At 64.9% G+C, this 16,712-nt stretch carries 18 protein-coding genes; 4 read left to right on the plus strand and 14 right to left on the minus strand.

Features of this window, described 5'->3' with window-relative positions; genetic code table 11:
• Window positions 1–64: 64 nt before the first annotated feature.
• Together grxC and RM96_RS11560 are read right to left on the minus strand one after the other, a co-directional pair.
• Entirely contained in the window at window positions 65–322 is a 258-nt protein-coding gene (gene grxC / locus RM96_RS11555; RefSeq protein ID WP_039010610.1) for a glutaredoxin 3, read from the minus strand.
• A gap of 86 nt (window positions 323–408) precedes the next feature.
• A complete protein-coding gene (locus RM96_RS11560; protein WP_039010611.1) occupies window positions 409–822 on the minus strand; it encodes a rhodanese-like domain-containing protein in 414 nt (137 codons plus the stop codon).
• A gap of 184 nt (window positions 823–1,006) precedes the next feature.
• Between RM96_RS11560 and gpmA the strand changes: the two genes are divergently transcribed.
• From gpmA to RM96_RS11575, 3 genes are all read left to right on the plus strand, one after another.
• On the plus strand, window positions 1,007–1,753 hold the full coding sequence (gpmA, locus tag RM96_RS11565; RefSeq protein WP_039010612.1) for a 2,3-diphosphoglycerate-dependent phosphoglycerate mutase: 747 nt from the start codon (window positions 1,007–1,009) through the stop codon (window positions 1,751–1,753).
• A 174-nt stretch (window positions 1,754–1,927) separates the two neighbouring features.
• Window positions 1,928–3,538, plus strand: a complete 1,611-nt coding sequence (locus RM96_RS11570) for a S41 family peptidase (protein ID WP_039010613.1) — start codon at window positions 1,928–1,930, stop codon at window positions 3,536–3,538.
• A 94-nt stretch (window positions 3,539–3,632) separates the two neighbouring features.
• Window positions 3,633–4,385 carry a HesA/MoeB/ThiF family protein gene (locus RM96_RS11575; RefSeq protein ID WP_039010614.1) on the plus strand — a complete coding sequence of 251 codons (753 nt, stop codon included), beginning with the start codon at window positions 3,633–3,635 and terminating at the stop codon, window positions 4,383–4,385.
• Here the strand turns inward: RM96_RS11575 and mnmH are convergent.
• The 12 genes from mnmH to RM96_RS11635 form a co-directional block, all read right to left on the minus strand.
• On the minus strand, window positions 4,382–5,482 hold the full coding sequence (gene mnmH, locus RM96_RS11580; protein ID WP_039010616.1) for a tRNA 2-selenouridine(34) synthase MnmH: 1,101 nt from the start codon (window positions 5,480–5,482) through the stop codon (window positions 4,382–4,384). The genes RM96_RS11575 and mnmH overlap by 4 nt on opposite strands.
• Window positions 5,482–6,525 carry a selenide, water dikinase SelD gene (selD, locus tag RM96_RS11585; protein WP_039010617.1) on the minus strand — a complete coding sequence of 348 codons (1,044 nt, stop codon included), beginning with the start codon at window positions 6,523–6,525 and terminating at the stop codon, window positions 5,482–5,484. Before selD ends, mnmH begins: the two co-directional genes overlap by 1 nt.
• 156 nt (window positions 6,526–6,681) lie before the next feature.
• Complete coding sequence (gene bfr, locus RM96_RS11590; RefSeq protein ID WP_010814835.1) at window positions 6,682–7,161, minus strand: bacterioferritin; 480 nt, start codon at window positions 7,159–7,161, stop codon at window positions 6,682–6,684.
• Between the two features lie 129 nt (window positions 7,162–7,290).
• Complete coding sequence (locus tag RM96_RS11595) at window positions 7,291–7,629, minus strand: (2Fe-2S)-binding protein (protein ID WP_082016514.1); 339 nt, start codon at window positions 7,627–7,629, stop codon at window positions 7,291–7,293.
• A gap of 182 nt (window positions 7,630–7,811) precedes the next feature.
• Window positions 7,812–9,584, minus strand: coding sequence for a phosphoenolpyruvate--protein phosphotransferase (gene ptsP / locus RM96_RS11600; protein WP_039010619.1), 1,773 nt, complete (start codon window positions 9,582–9,584; stop codon window positions 7,812–7,814).
• A 49-nt stretch (window positions 9,585–9,633) separates the two neighbouring features.
• The gene (locus RM96_RS11605) at window positions 9,634–9,903 is read right to left on the minus strand and encodes an HPr family phosphocarrier protein (RefSeq protein WP_039010621.1); all 270 of its coding nucleotides are present in this window, start codon (window positions 9,901–9,903) and stop codon (window positions 9,634–9,636) included.
• Window positions 9,872–10,327: a PTS sugar transporter subunit IIA gene (locus RM96_RS11610; protein WP_039010623.1), complete on the minus strand. Its 456-nt coding sequence runs from the start codon at window positions 10,325–10,327 to the stop codon at window positions 9,872–9,874. Before RM96_RS11610 ends, RM96_RS11605 begins: the two co-directional genes overlap by 32 nt.
• A gap of 106 nt (window positions 10,328–10,433) precedes the next feature.
• Window positions 10,434–11,384: a glutathione synthase gene (gene gshB / locus RM96_RS11615; protein ID WP_039010624.1), complete on the minus strand. Its 951-nt coding sequence runs from the start codon at window positions 11,382–11,384 to the stop codon at window positions 10,434–10,436.
• 9 nt (window positions 11,385–11,393) lie between these two features.
• Window positions 11,394–12,689, minus strand: a complete 1,296-nt coding sequence (gene gshA, locus RM96_RS11620) for a glutamate--cysteine ligase (protein ID WP_039010669.1) — start codon at window positions 12,687–12,689, stop codon at window positions 11,394–11,396.
• Between the two features lie 487 nt (window positions 12,690–13,176).
• Window positions 13,177–14,721: an ammonium transporter gene (locus RM96_RS11625; protein WP_039010625.1), complete on the minus strand. Its 1,545-nt coding sequence runs from the start codon at window positions 14,719–14,721 to the stop codon at window positions 13,177–13,179.
• Window positions 14,722–14,747: 26 nt separating this feature from the next.
• Window positions 14,748–15,086, minus strand: a complete 339-nt coding sequence (locus tag RM96_RS11630) for a P-II family nitrogen regulator (protein ID WP_017225134.1) — start codon at window positions 15,084–15,086, stop codon at window positions 14,748–14,750.
• A 51-nt stretch (window positions 15,087–15,137) separates the two neighbouring features.
• Window positions 15,138–15,935: a TorF family putative porin gene (locus RM96_RS11635; RefSeq protein WP_039010627.1), complete on the minus strand. Its 798-nt coding sequence runs from the start codon at window positions 15,933–15,935 to the stop codon at window positions 15,138–15,140.
• 382 nt (window positions 15,936–16,317) lie between these two features.
• On the opposite strand from RM96_RS11635, the gene RM96_RS11640 reads away from it, so the two are divergent.
• The gene (locus RM96_RS11640; protein WP_039010629.1) at window positions 16,318–16,596 is read left to right on the plus strand and encodes an accessory factor UbiK family protein; all 279 of its coding nucleotides are present in this window, start codon (window positions 16,318–16,320) and stop codon (window positions 16,594–16,596) included.
• Window positions 16,597–16,712: the final 116 nt, after the last annotated feature.

A 16,712-nucleotide genomic window follows, 5' to 3' on the forward strand; every position in this document is an offset into this window, starting at 1 on the left:
GGTTGGAAAACGCATATGGTACATGACGCGGGTGCCTATTACACCCGCGCCGGGGGCAGCTCCGTCAGGCAGCCAGCAGCGGCACCAGGCCGCCCTGGCGGTCCAGCGCCGAGAGATCGTCGAAACCGCCCACGTGGGTATCGTCGATGTAGATCTGCGGCACGGTGCGGCGGCCGGTGCGCGACATCATTTCCTCGCGCTTGCCGGGTTCGCGGTCGATCAGGATCTTCTCGATCGCCTCGACGCCCTTGGCCTTGAGCAGGCGCTCGGCCATCTGGCAATACGGACACACCACCGTGCTGTACATGACGACGCGGGCCATGCGGTTCTCCTTGATACTGGCGGCGCGAACCCGGGCGTTTCCGGGGCCACGCATTGTGACGGATACGACCTGCCGGCCGCGGCTTGTTACTTGACGACCGGCAATCCGGCCTGCTGCCAGGCGGCAAGGCCGCCTTCGAGCGAATAGATCTCACTGTACCCGGCTTCCTTCAGCGCTGCCTGGGCCTTGCCCGAGCGCTGGCCAGTCTGGCACACGACAATGATGGGGACAGACTTGTCCTTTGCAAGCCCGTTGGCGCGGGCGGGCAGGTCAGCAAGGGGCGCGCTCTTGGCCTGCGGCAGGTGGCCCTTGGCAAACTCGGCGGCCTCGCGAATGTCCACCACAACCGCGCTACGCTTGTTGATCAACTGCGTGGCGGTGGCCGTATTGACGGATTTTCCGCCAGTGCTGCGCGCAATGGTCGGCCAGGCGAGCAGGCCACCCGAGACCACGGCGAGGGCGATCAGGGCGAGGTTGTTATAGTCGGCGAAGAAATTCACGTTGGCATTCCGGTAGGTTGGGTCGGCGGCATTATAAAATACGCGGTTTGGCGTCCGGTGGCTGGTTTCATATCGGCAGCCGCGATTGTGGCCTGGCTGGCACACGGCAGGGCAAAAGCGGGCAACAAGCCGCAAAGCGACGGCCCGGACGCACGCAGGTCATTTACTCTCTGGAAGCAGCAGCATGTACAAGCTTGTCCTCATCCGCCACGGCGAATCCACGTGGAACCTCGAAAACCGCTTCACCGGCTGGGTCGACGTGGACCTGACCGAGACCGGCGCAGTGCAGGCCCGCCAGGCCGGCAAGCTGCTCAACGAAGCGGGCCTTTCCTTCGACGTGGCCTACACCTCGGTCCTGAAGCGCGCCATCCGTACCCTGTGGCACGTGCAGGACGAAATGGACCTGATGTGGATTCCGGTGAAGAACGAGTGGCGCCTGAACGAGCGCCACTACGGTGCGCTGGCGGGCCTGAACAAGGCCGAGACCGCCGCAAAGTTCGGCGACGAGCAGGTGCTGGTGTGGCGCCGCAGCTACGACACCCCGCCGCCCGCGCTGGAGCCGACCGATCCGCGCGCTTCATTCAGCGATCCGCGTTATGCAAACGTCCCGCGCGAACAGATCCCACTGACCGAGTGCTTGAAGGACACGGTAGCCCGCGTGCTGCCCCTATGGAACGATTCCATCGCTCCCGACATCAAATCCGGCAAGCGTGTGGTCGTCGCCGCGCACGGCAACAGTATCCGCGCGCTGGTGAAGTACCTGGATCAGATCTCGGATGACGATATCGTCGGCCTCAACATTCCCAACGGCACCCCGCTCGTCTACGAGCTGGATGCCGACCTGCGCCCGCTGCGTCACTACTACCTGGGTGACCAGGAAGCCATCGCCGCCTCGCTCGCGGCCGTGGCAAGCCAGGGCAAGGCACGCTAAGCGAAGCCCGGGCGGCCGCGGCACCGTTGTTCAGTGCGGCCGCCCACCCTGAACCAGGACGTGACAGGCCTTTTTGTTCACACCCACTTATACTGTCGGACAAACCGCCAGGCGCCCGACGCCAGGCGGCTGCAGCCGGCATAATCCCCATACGTACACGTTCAGGCAGCCCTCATGCGTAAGACGCTCAAGAACATCAGCCTAGTCTCGGTCGGACTTGTTGCCGGCGTGCTTGCCACGTTGCAGATTTCGGCGACGGCACAGAATTCCTCCGGCCCCTTGCCGCTCGACCAGTTGCGGCTGATGGCCGACATCTTCGGGCAGATCAAGCGGGAATACGTGGAGCCGGTCGATGACAAGAAGCTGCTGACCGAAGCCATCAAGGGCATGGTCGCCAGCCTCGACCCGCACTCGGCCTACCTGGACGAGAAGGATTTCAAGGAACTGCAGGAAGGCACCCGCGGCCGCTTTGCCGGCCTGGGCATCGAGATCTCGCAGGAAGAGGGCCTGGTCAAGGTCATCAATCCGATCGAAGATACGCCCGCCTTCCGCGCCGGCATCCAGCCGGGCGACCTGATCACCCGCATCGACGACAAGCCCGTGCGCGGCCTGCCGCTTGAGCAGGCGGTCAAGCGCATGCGCGGCGAGCCCGGCACCAAAGTCACGCTGACCATCTACCGCAAGAGCGAGGAAAGGACCTTCCCGGTCTCGATCACGCGCGCCGAGATCCGCGTGCAGTCGGTCAAGACCAAGATGCTGGACAACCACATCGCGTGGGTGCGCCTGACCAGCTTCCAGGAGCGCACCGTTGCCGACCTGGGCCGCAGGCTGACCGAGATGGCCCAGAAGGACCCGAACCTGAAGGGCGTGATCCTGGACCTGCGCAACAACGGCGGCGGCGTGCTGCAAGGCGCGGTCGGCGTGGCCGCGGCGTTCCTGCCGGAAGACTCGACGGTGGTCTCCACCAACGGCCAGGTGCCGGATGCCAAGCGGGTCTACAAGGCGACGTTCAACAACTACCGCCTGTCGTCGCTGGAAGACGATCCGCTCAAGGACCTGCCGGCGGTCTACAAGAAGATCCCGCTGGTGGTGCTGACCAACGCCTACTCGGCCTCGGCTTCCGAGATCGTCGCAGGCGCGCTGCAGGATCACCATCGCGGCCTGATCATGGGCAAGACCACGTTCGGCAAGGGCTCGGTGCAGACGGTGCGCCCGCTTACCAACGACACCGGCATCAAGCTGACCATCGCGTACTACTACACGCCGACCGGCAAGTCGATCCAGGCCAAGGGCATCCGCCCGGACATCCCGGTCGACCAGAACCCCGAAGGCGATCCGGACGATGCGCTGATCACGCGTGAGATCGACACCGAGCGCCACCTGCACAACAAGCAGGAATCGGAAGAGCCCGAGATGAACGAGCGCGAGCAGCGCCGCGTCGAGGAACTGCGCCGCCTGGAAGAAGATAACGCCAAGAAGACGCCGGAAGAGCGCGAGAAGGAACGCCGCAAGAAGCCAATCGAGTTCGGCTCGGCGGAGGACTTCATGCTGCAGCAGGCCGTCGCACAGCTTAACGGCCAGCCGGTCAAGCGCTCCAAGTCGAAGCTCGAGACCAACCCGCCGGCCGACAAGGCTGACAAGCCTGCCAAGGCCGCGCCGAAGAGCAGCACCAAGGGCGCAAGCGCTCCGGCCGCCAAGCCGGCCGCGCCGGCACCGGGCAAGCAGCCTCCGGCGAGCGCACCGATCGGCGAGCCGCTCGGCACGCCGACCGGCAAGGCGCCCTGAGCGCCAAGCCACGCAAAAAGCGGCCCTGCGGGGCCGCTTTTGCATTCCGTGCCATCATTCGACATCGCTAGTGTCCAGTTCCGCGTACCAAGCCATGAACGACGATCAATTGCTGCGCTATTCGCGCCACATCCTGCTGGACGAACTCGGCATCGAGGGCCAGCAACGCCTGCTCTCGGGCCACGCGCTGGTCATCGGCGCCGGCGGCCTGGGCGCCGCCGCGCTGCCCTACCTGGCGTCGGCCGGCGTGGGCCGCATCACCGTGGTCGACAACGACCAGGTCGACCTGACCAACCTGCAGCGCCAGATCATCCACACCACCGCCAATGTCGGGCGGCTCAAGGTGGAGTCCGCGCGCGAAGGCATGCTGCGGATCAATCCGGGCGTGGAAATCGAAATCATCGCTGCCCGGGTCGGCGACACCGAACTCGACAAGCTGGTGGCACAGGCCGACGTCGTGCTGGATTGCTGCGACAACTTCGCCACCCGCCAGGCCGTCAACCGGGCCTGCGTGCGCCATCGTGTGCCGCTGGTCTCGGGCGCCGCGCTGCGCTTCGACGGCCAGATCAGCGTGTATGACCGACGTCAGCCGGACGCGCCCTGCTACGCCTGCCTGTTCCCGCCCTCGGAGCCGGCGCCGGAAGTCGCCTGCGCCACCATGGGCGTGTTCGCGCCGCTGGTCGGCATGGTCGGCACGGTGCAGGCTGCAGAAGCGCTCAAGCTGCTGACGGGCGTGGGCGAAACCCTGGCAGGCCGCCTGCTGATGGTGAATGCGATGACGATGGAATGGACTACGATGCGGCTGGCGCGCACGCCGGATTGTCCGGTCTGCGGCGCAGAACACTAGCGCCCCGCATGCTCCCGTAACCAGGCCGTCACCGCGGCACGGTCGCCGCGAAACACGATGCGCGAGGCGCGGCTTTCGCGCTGGAAGTCATACATCGGATCGTAGTAGTCGCGCAGCAGGACTTCGATCCAGCCGCGATGCAGGTCCGGCTCGCCATGCTCTGACTGGCGAGCCAGCGCCTGGTCCAGCAACTCCGACAGTTTTCCGTAGCGCGCCCCGCCCAGCCTCGGCGCGATGCTCGCCATGGCGTCGCGCAGGCGCGTGGCGTAGGCCTCGAACCCTGCCTCTGGCCCGTGTTCGGCGATGAACTCGGCGGCCAGCCCCAGCACGTAGTCGCGCAGGACCCGCTCCACCCGCTCCCCGAACGACGCTTCCAGCCATACCAGCGGGCTGGCCTGCATGCGTTGCGACAGCACTTGGGGCACGTCGCGGCTGCCGATGAAACGGCCCTCGTCCTCGACCACCAGCGCGCGGTAGCCGGCGTCGATATGGCGCAGGATATCGATCGCCAGCGCGTTCTCGAAATCGATCTGCGGCGGCTGCGCCAGCGCGCGCCGCCCGAACGCCGAGCCGCGATGGCGCGCATGGCCTTCGAGGTCGATGGCGGCTTCCACCCCGGCGATCACGTCGGTCTTGCCGCTGCCGGTCAGGCCGCCCAGCACCAGGAAGTCCTGCCCGCTGGCCGCACCCTGGATCGTGTCGACCAGGAAGCCGCGCATCGCCTTGTAGCCGCCGCTCACGCGCGGATAGTCGATGCCGGCTTCATCGCGCAGCCATTGCTGCACCAGCTGGGAACGCAGCCCGCCGCGAAAGCAGTAGAGATAGCCGTCCGGATGCGACTGCGCGAAGCGCGCCCAGTCTGCGATGCGCGAAGCCTTGTGCTCACCAGCGACCAGCTGGTGCCCCAGCTCGATAGCGGCCTGTTGGCCTTGTTCCGCATAGCGCAGACCGACATGGTGCCGTTCCTCGTCGTCCATCAGCGGCAGGTTGACGGCCCCCGGAAAAGCGCCGCGCGCGAACTCGAGCGGCGCACGCACATCAAGCAGCGCCACGCCGCTCAGGAACAGCCGTCGGAAATCGCTGGTGTCTTCGCGCATCAGGCAACCTCGACGGCGTACTCGCCGCGCACCGCCATTTCGCCAATCGGCTTCAGCGAAAGGCCCAGCCCTGCACAAGTCGCCAGGAACTCGGCTTCGCCTGCCGGCTCGACCGCGACCAGCAGGCCGCCGCTGGTCTGCGGATCACACAGCACCGCACGCCGCGCGGCGTCGAGCGCGCCGATGCGATGGCCGTAGCTGTCGAAGTTGCGCTGGGTGCCGCCCGGCACGCAGCCGGCCTCGATGTATGGCATGACATCGGGCAGGACCGGCACCGCGGCATAGTCCAGCCGCGCCGTCAGGCGGCTGCCATCGGCCATTTCCACCAGGTGGCCGAGCAGGCCGAAGCCGGTCACGTCGGTCATCGCCCGCACCCCGGCCAGGCGTCCGAACGCGCTGCCGGGCCGGTTCAGCACGCACATCCAGTCGCGCGCGAGGTGCGCATTGTCTTCACGCAGCAGGCCCTTCTTTTCCGCGGTGGTCAGCACGCCGATGCCCAGCGGCTTGGTCAGGTAGAGCCGGCAGCCCGCGGTAGCGGTGTCGTTTCGCTTCATATTGGTCCGGTCGACGATACCGGTCACGGCCAGGCCGAAGATCGGCTCCGGCGCATCGATGGAGTGGCCGCCCGCCAGCGGAATGCCCGCTTCGTCGCAAGCCTTGCGCCCGCCAGCCACCACTTCGCGCGCGACTTCCGGCGGCAGCACGTTCACGGGCCAGCCGAGAATGGCGATGGCCATCAGCGGATCGCCGCCCATCGCGTAGATATCGCTGATGGCATTGGTGGCGGCAATGCGGCCGAAGTCGAACGGATCGTCGACGATAGGCATGAAGAAGTCGGTGGTCGACACCACGCCGCGTCCGCTGTCCGCGCCATCCAGCGCGTAGACCGCCGCGTCGTCGCGCGACGCATTGCCGACCCACAGGCGCGGATCGAGATTCTGCGCGCCGCTGCCGGCCAGGATCACGTCGAGCACCTTGGGGGAAATCTTGCAGCCGCAGCCGGCGCCATGGCTGTACTGCGTCAGGCGAATGGGGTTGGCCATGATGACGACTCCTGTCCGGCAATCTGGATGAAGAAAGGAATTGGAATGAGAAGGGTTATGGCTGGAGGATATGCGAAGCGGCGGCGCCTTGATGCGCCACGCGAAGATTCCGGCCGCCGGTGATTAGTCCACTGGCGACCGGTAAAGCCCGGTGGCTTATTGCTCGCCCGGCTCCATCTGCGATTGCAGATAGTTCTGCAGGCCGACCTTGTCGATCAGGTCCAGCTGCGTTTCCAGGTATTCGATATGTTCCTCGGTGTCGGTGAGGATATCGACCAGGATCTCGCGGCTGACGTAATCGCCGACCGACTCGCAGTAGGCAATGCCTTCCTTGACGGTGGCGTGCGCGGTCTGCTCCAGCTTCAGGTCGCACTTGAGCATCTCGGGCGTGTCTTCGCCCAGCAGCAGCTTGTGCAGGTCCTGCAGGTTGGGCAGGCCGTCGAGCATCAGGATGCGTTCGATCAGCCGGTCGGCGTGCTTCATTTCGCCGATCGATTCCTTGTACTCCACGTCGCCGAGCTTCTTCAGGCCCCAGTGGCGATACATGCGGGCGTGCAGGAAATACTGGTTGATCGCGGTCAGCTCGTTCTTGAGCTGGGCGTTCAGATGCTGGATGACCTTCTTGTCACCTTTCATTGGCGGCTCCTGTTGCATCGGGCCCGCGCAAAAATACGAAACGGCGCCAGAGGCGCCGTGTGCAGTCAGACAATAATGCGAATGCGCAAAAACGCGCCGGGAGCTGAATCGATCAGTTCATGGGCGCGTTCAGGCTACCAGCGCCTTGCGCTGGTCGTTCGCGACTGCCGGGTCCCGAGTGTCCATTATGGTACATGGGCCGGATGCGGAACAGGAAGAAATCTCCACAACCTGGATGTTCGAAAGGGTAGCGACGGTGACGTTTCGCACTGCGGCGACGCCTTCCTGCAGGACCTGGTGAGCGCATTCGCGGCAGCGGCCGCAGCAGGTACCGACACCGAGAGTCTCGGCCAGCTCGTCGAGCGTTTCAACGCCCAGGTGAGCAGCACCATGAATCTCACGATCGGTAATCTGGTTGCAGATGCAGACGTACACAAGGCCCTCCTTGGGAGCTGGCGGCACCAGCATGCCGCCCCGAATGAACATCAGAATATCAGAGATCGAAAATGATAACAATTCCCATTAAGCCACATCTGGGAACGTTATTCGAAGGCCACTGAGAGCAGAAAATTAGCGCTGCCAGAACCACTTTTTATTCTGAGAAGTGACCCCTGGTCTGCTTGCACGATCCGCGAAAAACCCTACAACTTTCAGGGTTTGGCAAGCTGCCGCAACGCTGCCGCCAGCTCTTCCGGGTCATAGGCGTTGAGCACCTGGTCCACCAGCGGCTCGAGCCGTCCGCAGTGGGCGTGCAGGACCTCCTGCTTGACCCGCAGCAGCTGCGCCGGATGCATCGAGAACTCGCGCAGGCCCATGCCCAGCAGCAGGCGCGTCATGGTCGAATCGCCCGCCATTTCACCGCAGACCGCGACCGGCACGCCGGCACGGTTGGCTTCCCGGATGGTGCGTGCGATGAGTTGCAGCACAGCGGGGTGCAGCGGGTCGAACAGGTGCGCGACCGCATTGTCGGCACGGTCGATCGCCAGCGTGTACTGGATCAGGTCGTTGGTGCCGATCGATAGGAAGTCCATGCGGCGCAGGAACAGCGGCAGCAGCAGCACCGCGGCCGGTATCTCGATCATCGCGCCGACCTTCAGGCCGGGGTCATACGGCAGGCCGCGTTCGTCGAGCTGCAGTTTGGCCTGCGCAATCAGGTCCAGGGTCTGGTCGATCTCGCGCGCATGCGCGAGCATCGGGATCAGCACGCGCACCGGGCCGAAGGCCGACGCCCGCAGCAGCGCGCGCAGCTGCGTGAGGAACATGGCAGGCTCGGACAGCGACCAGCGAATCGCGCGCAGCCCGAGCGCCGGGTTCAGCGCGGTTTCGAAGTCGTCGCTGCGGCCATCACCCCGGCCGTCCAGCGGCTTGTCCGCGCCGATGTCGATGGTGCGGATCGTCACCGGCAGGCCGTGCATGGCGTCGACCGCCGCACGGTAGGCCTGGAATTGCTCCTCTTCGTCGGGCAGGTCGCCGCGGCGGTTCATGAACAGGAATTCGGAGCGGAACAGGCCGACGCCGACCGCGCCGGCAGCCAGTGCTGCGCCGGCGTCCTCGGCCATCTCGATATTGGCCAGCAAGTCGATTTCCAGCCCGTCGAGCGTCACCGCCGGGGTGTGGCGCAGGCGCTGCAGGCGCTTTTTCTCCAGCACCCGCTCGCTCTGGCGATGGCGGTATTCCTCGAGGATGATGGCCGACGGATCGACGATCACCAGCCCGGCATCGCCGTCGATGATGATCCAGTCGTCCTGCCGGATCAGCTCGCTGGCGCTCTGCACGCCCACCGCCGCCGGGATGTCCAGGCTGCGCGCGACGATGGCGGTATGCGAGGTGCGCCCGCCCATGTCGGTGACAAAGCCGTGAAACACGGTGTGGCGGAACTGCAGCATGTCGGCCGGGGCGATGTCGTGGGCCACCACGATCACGCCTGGCGCGGGCTCGCCATCGGCCGCCAGCGCGGGGACCGGTGCCGGCGCCAGCACGGGCGCGCCCGCCAGCACCTTCAGGATGCGCTCCACGACCTGATGGATGTCGGCCTTGCGCTCGCGCAGGTATGCGTCCTCGATCTCGTCGAACTGGCGCATCAGCTCCTCGAGCCGGGTGGTCAGCGCCCACTCCGCGTTGTAGCGTCGGCCGCGGATCAGCGCCTCGGGCTCGCGCGAGAGCGCCTCGTCGTCGAGGATCATCGCGTGCACATCGAGGAAGGCACCCAACTCCTCGGGAGCCTCGCGCGGAAGATCGCGCTTGAGGGTGGCCAGCTCGGACCGCACGGCGGCGCGCGCCGAGCGCAGGCGCTCGACCTCCGCGTCCAGGCGGTCCTCGTCGACCAGGTAGTGCGAGACATCCAGCGCCGCCGGCGCCAGCAGATGGGCGCGACCGATGGCGACGCCACGCGAGACCGGGATGCCGTGCAGGGCGAAAGGCATGTACCGCTCCGTCAGGAACGTTTAAGAATTCTGGCAGAGGCCGCCGGCCTCACTCTCCCTCACCGAAGCGGTTGGCGATCAGCGCCAGCAGCGCGTCCATCGCCTCCTGCTCGTCCGGGCCATCGGTCTCGATGGTCACCGTGGAACCAATCCCCGCCGCCAGCATCATCACGCCCATGATGCTTTTGGCGTCGACCTGGCGTCCGTTGCGGGACATCTTGACCTGGCTGACAAAGCTACCCGCCAGTTGTGTCAGCTTTGCGGATGCACGGGCATGCAGCCCGAGCTTATTGATGATGGTGGTGTCCCTCTGCAGCATATTTGTCGGGAAGGTTGGCAGTTTGGTTTTGTACGGTTGTCGTGCCGACCTGCAGCACGCCCTGCGACCCGCCGGCCAGCGCCTTGGTGGCAAGCTGGTCGAGCTTTTCGCTCCGGTAGCAGATGGCGCGTACAAGCATGGGAAGGTTGACCCCGGCGAGCACCTTGACGCGGCCCGTTTCGGCCAGGCGCGCGGCGATATTGGCAGGCGTGGCGCCGAAAATGTCGGTCAGCACCAGCGCGCCGTTTTCTTCGCACACGGACTCCAGCCGGCGCCTGGCCTCGGCCAGGACTACAGAAGGATCCGCGTCTGGAAGGACGTCGATAGCCTCCACCCGCTGCGGTGCGCCGCAGTAGACGTGGGCGGCGCAATCGCGCAGGGCCGAAGCCAGCGGTGCATGCGCGATGATCAGAATTCCTGCCATGATGGTGAATCCGTTGGATTGCCCCGATTGTAGCAGGCGCCCTCAGCGCGCTTTTTTGCCATTTCTTGCTGTCCACCCGATAACCGCGGCGGACAGCTTGCGCGGATCAGCGATGTGCCTCCACGGCATGCTCGAGCGCGTCGATGAACATGGCCGCGACCTGGAAGCCGGTCTGCTGCGTGATCTCCTGAAAACAGGTCGGACTCGTCACATTGACCTCGGTCAGGTAATCCCCGATCACATCCAGGCCCACCAGCAGCAGCCCTTGTTCCCAAAGCCCCGGCGCCAGCGCCTCGGCGATCTCGCGGTCGCGGGTGCTGAGTTCCTGCGCGCGCCCGGTGCCGCCGGCGGCCAGGTTGCCGCGGACTTCGCCAGCCATCGGCACGCGCGCCAGCGAGTATGGCACCGGCACCCCGCCGATCAGCAGGATGCGCTTGTCGCCGTCCTTGATGGCCGGAATGTAGCGCTGGACCATCAGCGTGCGCGCGCCGTCCTCGCCCAGCGTTTCGACGATGGCGCCCAGGTTCATGCCGTCCGCGCCGACGCGGAACACGCCCATGCCACCCATGCCGTCGAGCGGCTTGACGATGATGTCGCGATGTTCGGCATGGAAGTCGCGGATCCGGCCGGCGTCGCGCGTCACCAGCGTTGGCGTGATGAACTCGGGGAACTGGCCGATCGCCAGCTTCTCCGAGTGGTCACGGATCGCGCGCGGCTTGTTGAAGACCTTGGCGCCATGGGATTCGGCCAGCTCCAGCAGCCAGGTGCTGTTGACGTATTCCATGTCGAACGGCGGGTCTTTGCGCATCAGCACCGCATCGAAGGCCGTGAGCGGTTCGAGCGCCTGGTTGCCTTCGCGGTACCAGTCGTGGCTGTCGCCGGTCAGTTGCAGGTGCGTCGCCGCGGTCTCCACCTGCTGGCCGGACAGCGACAGCTGCGACTGGAGGCACCAGAACAATTCGTGGCCGCGCGCGGCGGCCTCGGTCATCATGGCGTAGGTGGAGTCCTTGTAGGTCTTGAAGGTCTCCAGCGGATCGGTGATGAAGAGGATGCGCATGGGGGCTCGTCAGATAATCGGGTTCGGGTCGGTCTTCTCGAGTTCCAGCGACGCCGCCAGCAACGCCAGCCGCGCCACCACGCCATACATGTAGAAGCGGTTCGGCACGGCCGCACCAGGCTTGGCGTGGCTGTCCGGGATGCCGTTGGGGGCGAACGCCAGCGGCACGAAGTGCATGCCCGGCGCGTTCAGGTTCTCGTCATTGCCGCGGCCCGTGTGCACGCGGTAGAAACCGCCCACCACATAGCGGTCGATCATGTAGACCACCGGTTCGGCGACCGCCTCGTTCACCTTCTCGAAGGTATGCACGCCTTCCTGGATGATGACGTCGCTGACCTCAAGGCCCTCCTTGACGACGCTCATCTTGTTGCGCTCCTTCCGGTTCAGGCCCTTGACCTCGGACGGATCGCGCACGGTCATGATGCCCATGCCGTAAGTGCCGGCATCGGCCTTGACCACCACATACGGCGTTTCCTTGATGCCATATTCGCGGTACTTCTTGGCCACCTTCTTGAGCACGCCTTCGACCGCGTCGGCCAGTTCCTCCTCGCCCACGCGCTCGTGGAAATCCACGCCGGTGCAGCGGGCAAAGTACGGGTTGACCATCCACGGATCGATGTCGATCAGCTTGGCGAACTTCTTGGCCACCTCGTCATAGGCGGCAAAGTGGCTGCTCTTGCGGCGGGTGGACCAGCCGGCATGCAGCGGCGGCAGCAGGTACTGCTCGTTGATGTTTTCCAGGATCGGCGGGATGCCGGCCGACAGGTCATTGTTCAGCAGGATCGAACAGGGATCGAAATCCTTCAGCCCCAGCCGGCGGCCCTTGGTGCCCAAGCGGGCGAGCGGCTCCACGACCAGCGTCTGGCCGTCCGGCAGCTCGATCGGGGTCGGTTCGGTGATTTCCTCGGACAGCGAGCCTAGGCGCACGTTCAGGCCTGCCTGGCGCATGATCAGCGACAGCCGCGCCACATTCTGCAGGTAGAACATGTTGCGGGTATGCCGCTCGGGGATCAGCAGCAGGTTCTTGGCATCCGGGCAGATCTTCTCGATTGCCGCCATGGCCGCCTGCACCGCCAGGGGCAGCATTTCCGGCGCCAGGTTGTTGAAACCGCCCGGGAACAGGTTGGTGTCGACCGGCGCCAGCTTGAAGCCGGCGTTGCGCAGATCCACGGAACAGTAGAACGGAGGCGTATGTTCCTGCCATTCCAGCCTGAACCAACGCTCGATGGACGGCGTGGCGTCCAGGATCTTTTTTTCCAGTTCGAGCAGCGGACCGTTCAGCGCGGTGATGAGATGCGGGACCATATCCATCCTAGTGATCGTCTTTTATCGTTCGCCCCGATTGTAGAGGAACGGCCAACCGGGCGCTGGCACGCCCTCTATAAGGATATGCGCCGCCCGACATAAGGGATAACGATATGGGGATGACCTGACGGGAATTAAAGGCCCGATTTCCGGGCTGGCGCCCGGAAAAAAAGAAGCGCGGCGGTGCCGCGCTCTCAAATGGCCTGACAGATACGGGGAGCGTTCTGCAGGTGGAGGAAACTGCCTCACTGGCACTTTATGTGCGCACCACATTAAAGACAATTGAAGCTTTTTAAGATCGGATTTAAGCACTCTACGAAAAATGCACCTGCCTCCTGCCGACCCCTTGCCGGCCCTTGTCAGCGCTGGGGGCATGCTGGCGGGAGGCCCGGCAAGGCGCCCCGGAAATAAAAAAGCCCGGCACGCGGCCGGGCAAAACTCCTGAGAGAAGATTCCCAATCAGCTCTCCAGCACAACACCTTTACGATCAGACCTCATAGGCAGTTTCGCCGTGCGAGGTGATATCCAGGCCCTCGCGCTCTTCTTCTTCCGGCACCCGCAGGCCAATCAGCATGTCCACCAGCTTGTAGGCCACGAAGGCCACCACGGAAGACCATACGATAGTGGTCAGCACGCCTTGGAACTGGATCCAGAGCTGGCCGGCGATCGAATAGTCATCCGCCACCTTGTTGGTCACGTAGTCATAGATGCCCGTGCCGCCCAGGCTCGGCGCAGCAAAGACACCGGTCAGCAGCGCACCCAGGATGCCGCCGACGCCGTGCACGCCGAACACGTCCAGCGAGTCGTCCATGCCCAGCATGCGCTTCAGGCCGGTCACGCCCCACAGGCACAGCAGGCCAGCCAGCAGGCCGATCGCGATCGAGCCCATCGGGCCGACGAAGCCGGCCGCCGGGGTGATCGCCACCAGGCCGGCTACCGCACCCGAGGCACCGCCCAGCATCGAGGGCTTGCCCTTGCCGATCCACTCGCCGAAGGTCCAGGCCAGCACCGCGGCGCTGGTCGCCAGCAGCGTGTTGACGAAGGCCAGCGAAGCCGAACCGTTGGCTTCCAGCGCCGAGCCGGCGTTGAAGCCGAACCAGCCGAACCACAGCAGCGAGGCGCCGACCATGGTGAAGGTCAGGCTGTGCGGACGGATCGCCTCGCGGCCGAAGCCGATGCGCTTGCCGAACATGAAGGCACCCACCAGGCCAGCCACCGCGGCGTTGATGTGCACCACGGTGCCGCCGGCGAAGTCGAGCGCGCCCTTCTGGAACAGCCAGCCGCCCTTGGCCGTCGCGGCGGCGCCGGCGGCAGCGTCGGTGTAGGAATCCGGACCGGGCCAGAACCAGACCATGTGGGCAATCGGGAGGTAGGCAAAGGTGAACCACAGCACGATGAAGACCAGCACTGCCGAGAACTTGGCGCGCTCGGCAAAGGCACCGATGATCAGGCCGCAGGTGATCGCCGCGAACGCGCCCTGGAAGGCGAAGTACGCCAGCTCAGGCACCACCACGCCCTTGCTGAAGGTGGCCGCCACGGCGTCGACGTTCAGCCCCTTCATGAAGAGCCGGTCCATGCCACCGAAGAAGGCATTGCCCTCGGTGAAGGCAAAGCTGTAGCCATAGATGGCCCACAGCAGCATCACCAGCGAGAAAATGACCAGGCACTGCATCAACACCGACAGCATGTTCTTCGAACGCACCAGGCCGCCATAGAACAACGCCAGGCCGGGCAAGGTCATCAGGATCACGAAGGCTGTCGAGACCAGCAGCCAGGCGGTGTCGCCCTTGTTGGGAACAGGCGCCGCGGGGGCGGCGGCCGCTTCGGCGGGGGCCGCGGCGGCAGGCGCTGCGGCAGGTGCAGCCGCGGCGGCTGCGGCCGGAGCAGTTGCGGGGGCGGAAGCTGCGGGAGCCGAGGCCTCCGCAGCCGGCTTGTCCTGCGCCACGGCATGCGTAGACAGGCCGAGACCGGCCGTGCCGATGGCCAGCGTCATTGCGCCGGCTGTCAGGATTCGCTTGAACCAGGTTTTCATGTGATTAACCTCTTGTCGTTGTGCTGTCACAGGGCATCGCCGCCGGTCTCGCCGGTGCGGATGCGGATGACCTGCTCGATCGGGGCCACGAAGATCTTGCCATCGCCAATCTTGCCGGTGCGGGCAGATTTCTCGATGGCTTCGATGGCGCGCTCCACTACGTCGTCGGGCACGGCCACCTCGATCTTCACCTTGGGCAGGAAGTCGACGATGTACTCGGCGCCGCGATACAGCTCGGTATGGCCCTTCTGGCGGCCGAAGCCCTTGACTTCGGTGACGGTGATGCCCGACACGCCGACATCGGATAGCGCTTCACGCACCTCGTCGAGCTTGAAGGGTTTGATGACTGCGATGATCAGTTTCATCGTTTTCTCCTGTGGGCAAGCCGGCTGCGGCCTGCCCTGACTGACGCTCAATTAGAAAGTCTTGGTGAGAGAAGCCCACGCCGTGTTGTTGCCGACATTGTGGTTGTGGCTGTTGGTATAGAACGAGTCCTTCGCGTTGGTGCCGATATAGGCCAGCGCCAGGGAGAAGCCCTTGCCGAGGTCCTTGGTCAGGCCAAGCTTCCAGTCCAGGTAGGAAGCGCCGCTGACGTGCTGCACCGTCTGGTAGCCGACATGCGCGTTCAGGGTCAGGTCCCAGACGTTCAGCGGATAGTTGACGCTCAGGTCGACGTAGTTGCTGTACTTGCTGTCGGCGATGCCGAACAGGTTGGTCAGCGCCTGCGAGAACTTCAGGAACACCGGGCCGTAGCCGATGCCCGCATACAACTCGGTGGTGTAGGGACGCGTGCTGGTATAGCCGCCCGGGTAGAAGTACTGCAGCACACCGACGTCATAGTTGAACTCGAGCTCGTTCACCTTGAAGGTGTTCTTGTAGCCGCCGTAGAAATCCATTTCGATCGGCGCGGACACCGACGAATCGGCATCCGAGATCCAGCTGATGCTGGAGTTCCAGTTTCCGATGTAGAAGCCGCTCTCATGCGCGTAGTCGAAACCGCCCTGAATGGCAGGGCGGCGGTTCGTCTGGCTCAGCCCGCGATAGCGGTAGTCCGAGACCAGCGAAACGTTGGCCGTGAACGTATGGGGCGATGCCGGCTCGGCGGCCGCAGCGGCCGGTGCCGCTGCGGGGGCCTCGGCCGTGCTCTGGGCGAATGCGGTGGCGGCAGAACTGCAGAGAACGGCCGCGCTGACTGCAAGGGCCAACTTCTTCATGGATTTCTACTCCTTTTCCTTTTTGGCTCGGATTTCGTTTATTTGTGGTTCGGTGATACGGTCGAATCCACTACTGCAACTGCCGTGCCAGCTATCGGAAAACCCCGAAACCGGGGAAGGAGGAAATGCGACGGGTGACCGAACCCGCGCTTGAATCTGCCTTGCAGCAAAGCAAGTTCGGGTTAAAAGGTGTCAACGCCGCCGCAAGGGCGCTTTCGCCCACGTGCCTGAAGGGCGATAATCTAGGCCTGACGGTGACCGGCGCGAGCGCCTCCACTAGGGGTTCGCCCGCATTGGGGGCGCACAGATATCGTGCGAAAGCGCGCTAAACGCCAGGTCACTTCCCTCATTGGCACCACCTCGGTGCACAAAGGAGAAACCCATGAAACCGACCGATCTCTTCAACGACCTGCAGAACAAGGTCAGCGAGGCGCTGCGCAATTCGCCGGCAAGGGACATCGAAAAGAACGTGCGCAGCATGATGACCCAGGGCTTTTCGAAGCTCGACCTGGTCACCCGCGAGGAATTCGATGTGCAGTCGCAGGTGCTGGCCCGCACGCGCGCCCGCCTGGAAGAACTGGAAACCCGCGTCGCGGAGCTGGAGCGCCGCGCGGGTATCATCCCGGCCAATGGTGCCGTGGATACCACCGGGGGCGCATGACCCGGGCGTCCCAGCCGACCAGCCTCAAGGCCGCCGTTCTGGCGGCCTTTTTCGTTAACAGTTGTCCATCGGGTGCGCCCGCCCCCGAAGGATGAAACGGTGGGGACCAAGGTGCG

It is taken from the genome of Cupriavidus sp. IDO (assembly GCF_000812465.1).
In the GTDB taxonomy this organism is placed as follows: domain Bacteria; phylum Pseudomonadota; class Gammaproteobacteria; order Burkholderiales; family Burkholderiaceae; genus Cupriavidus.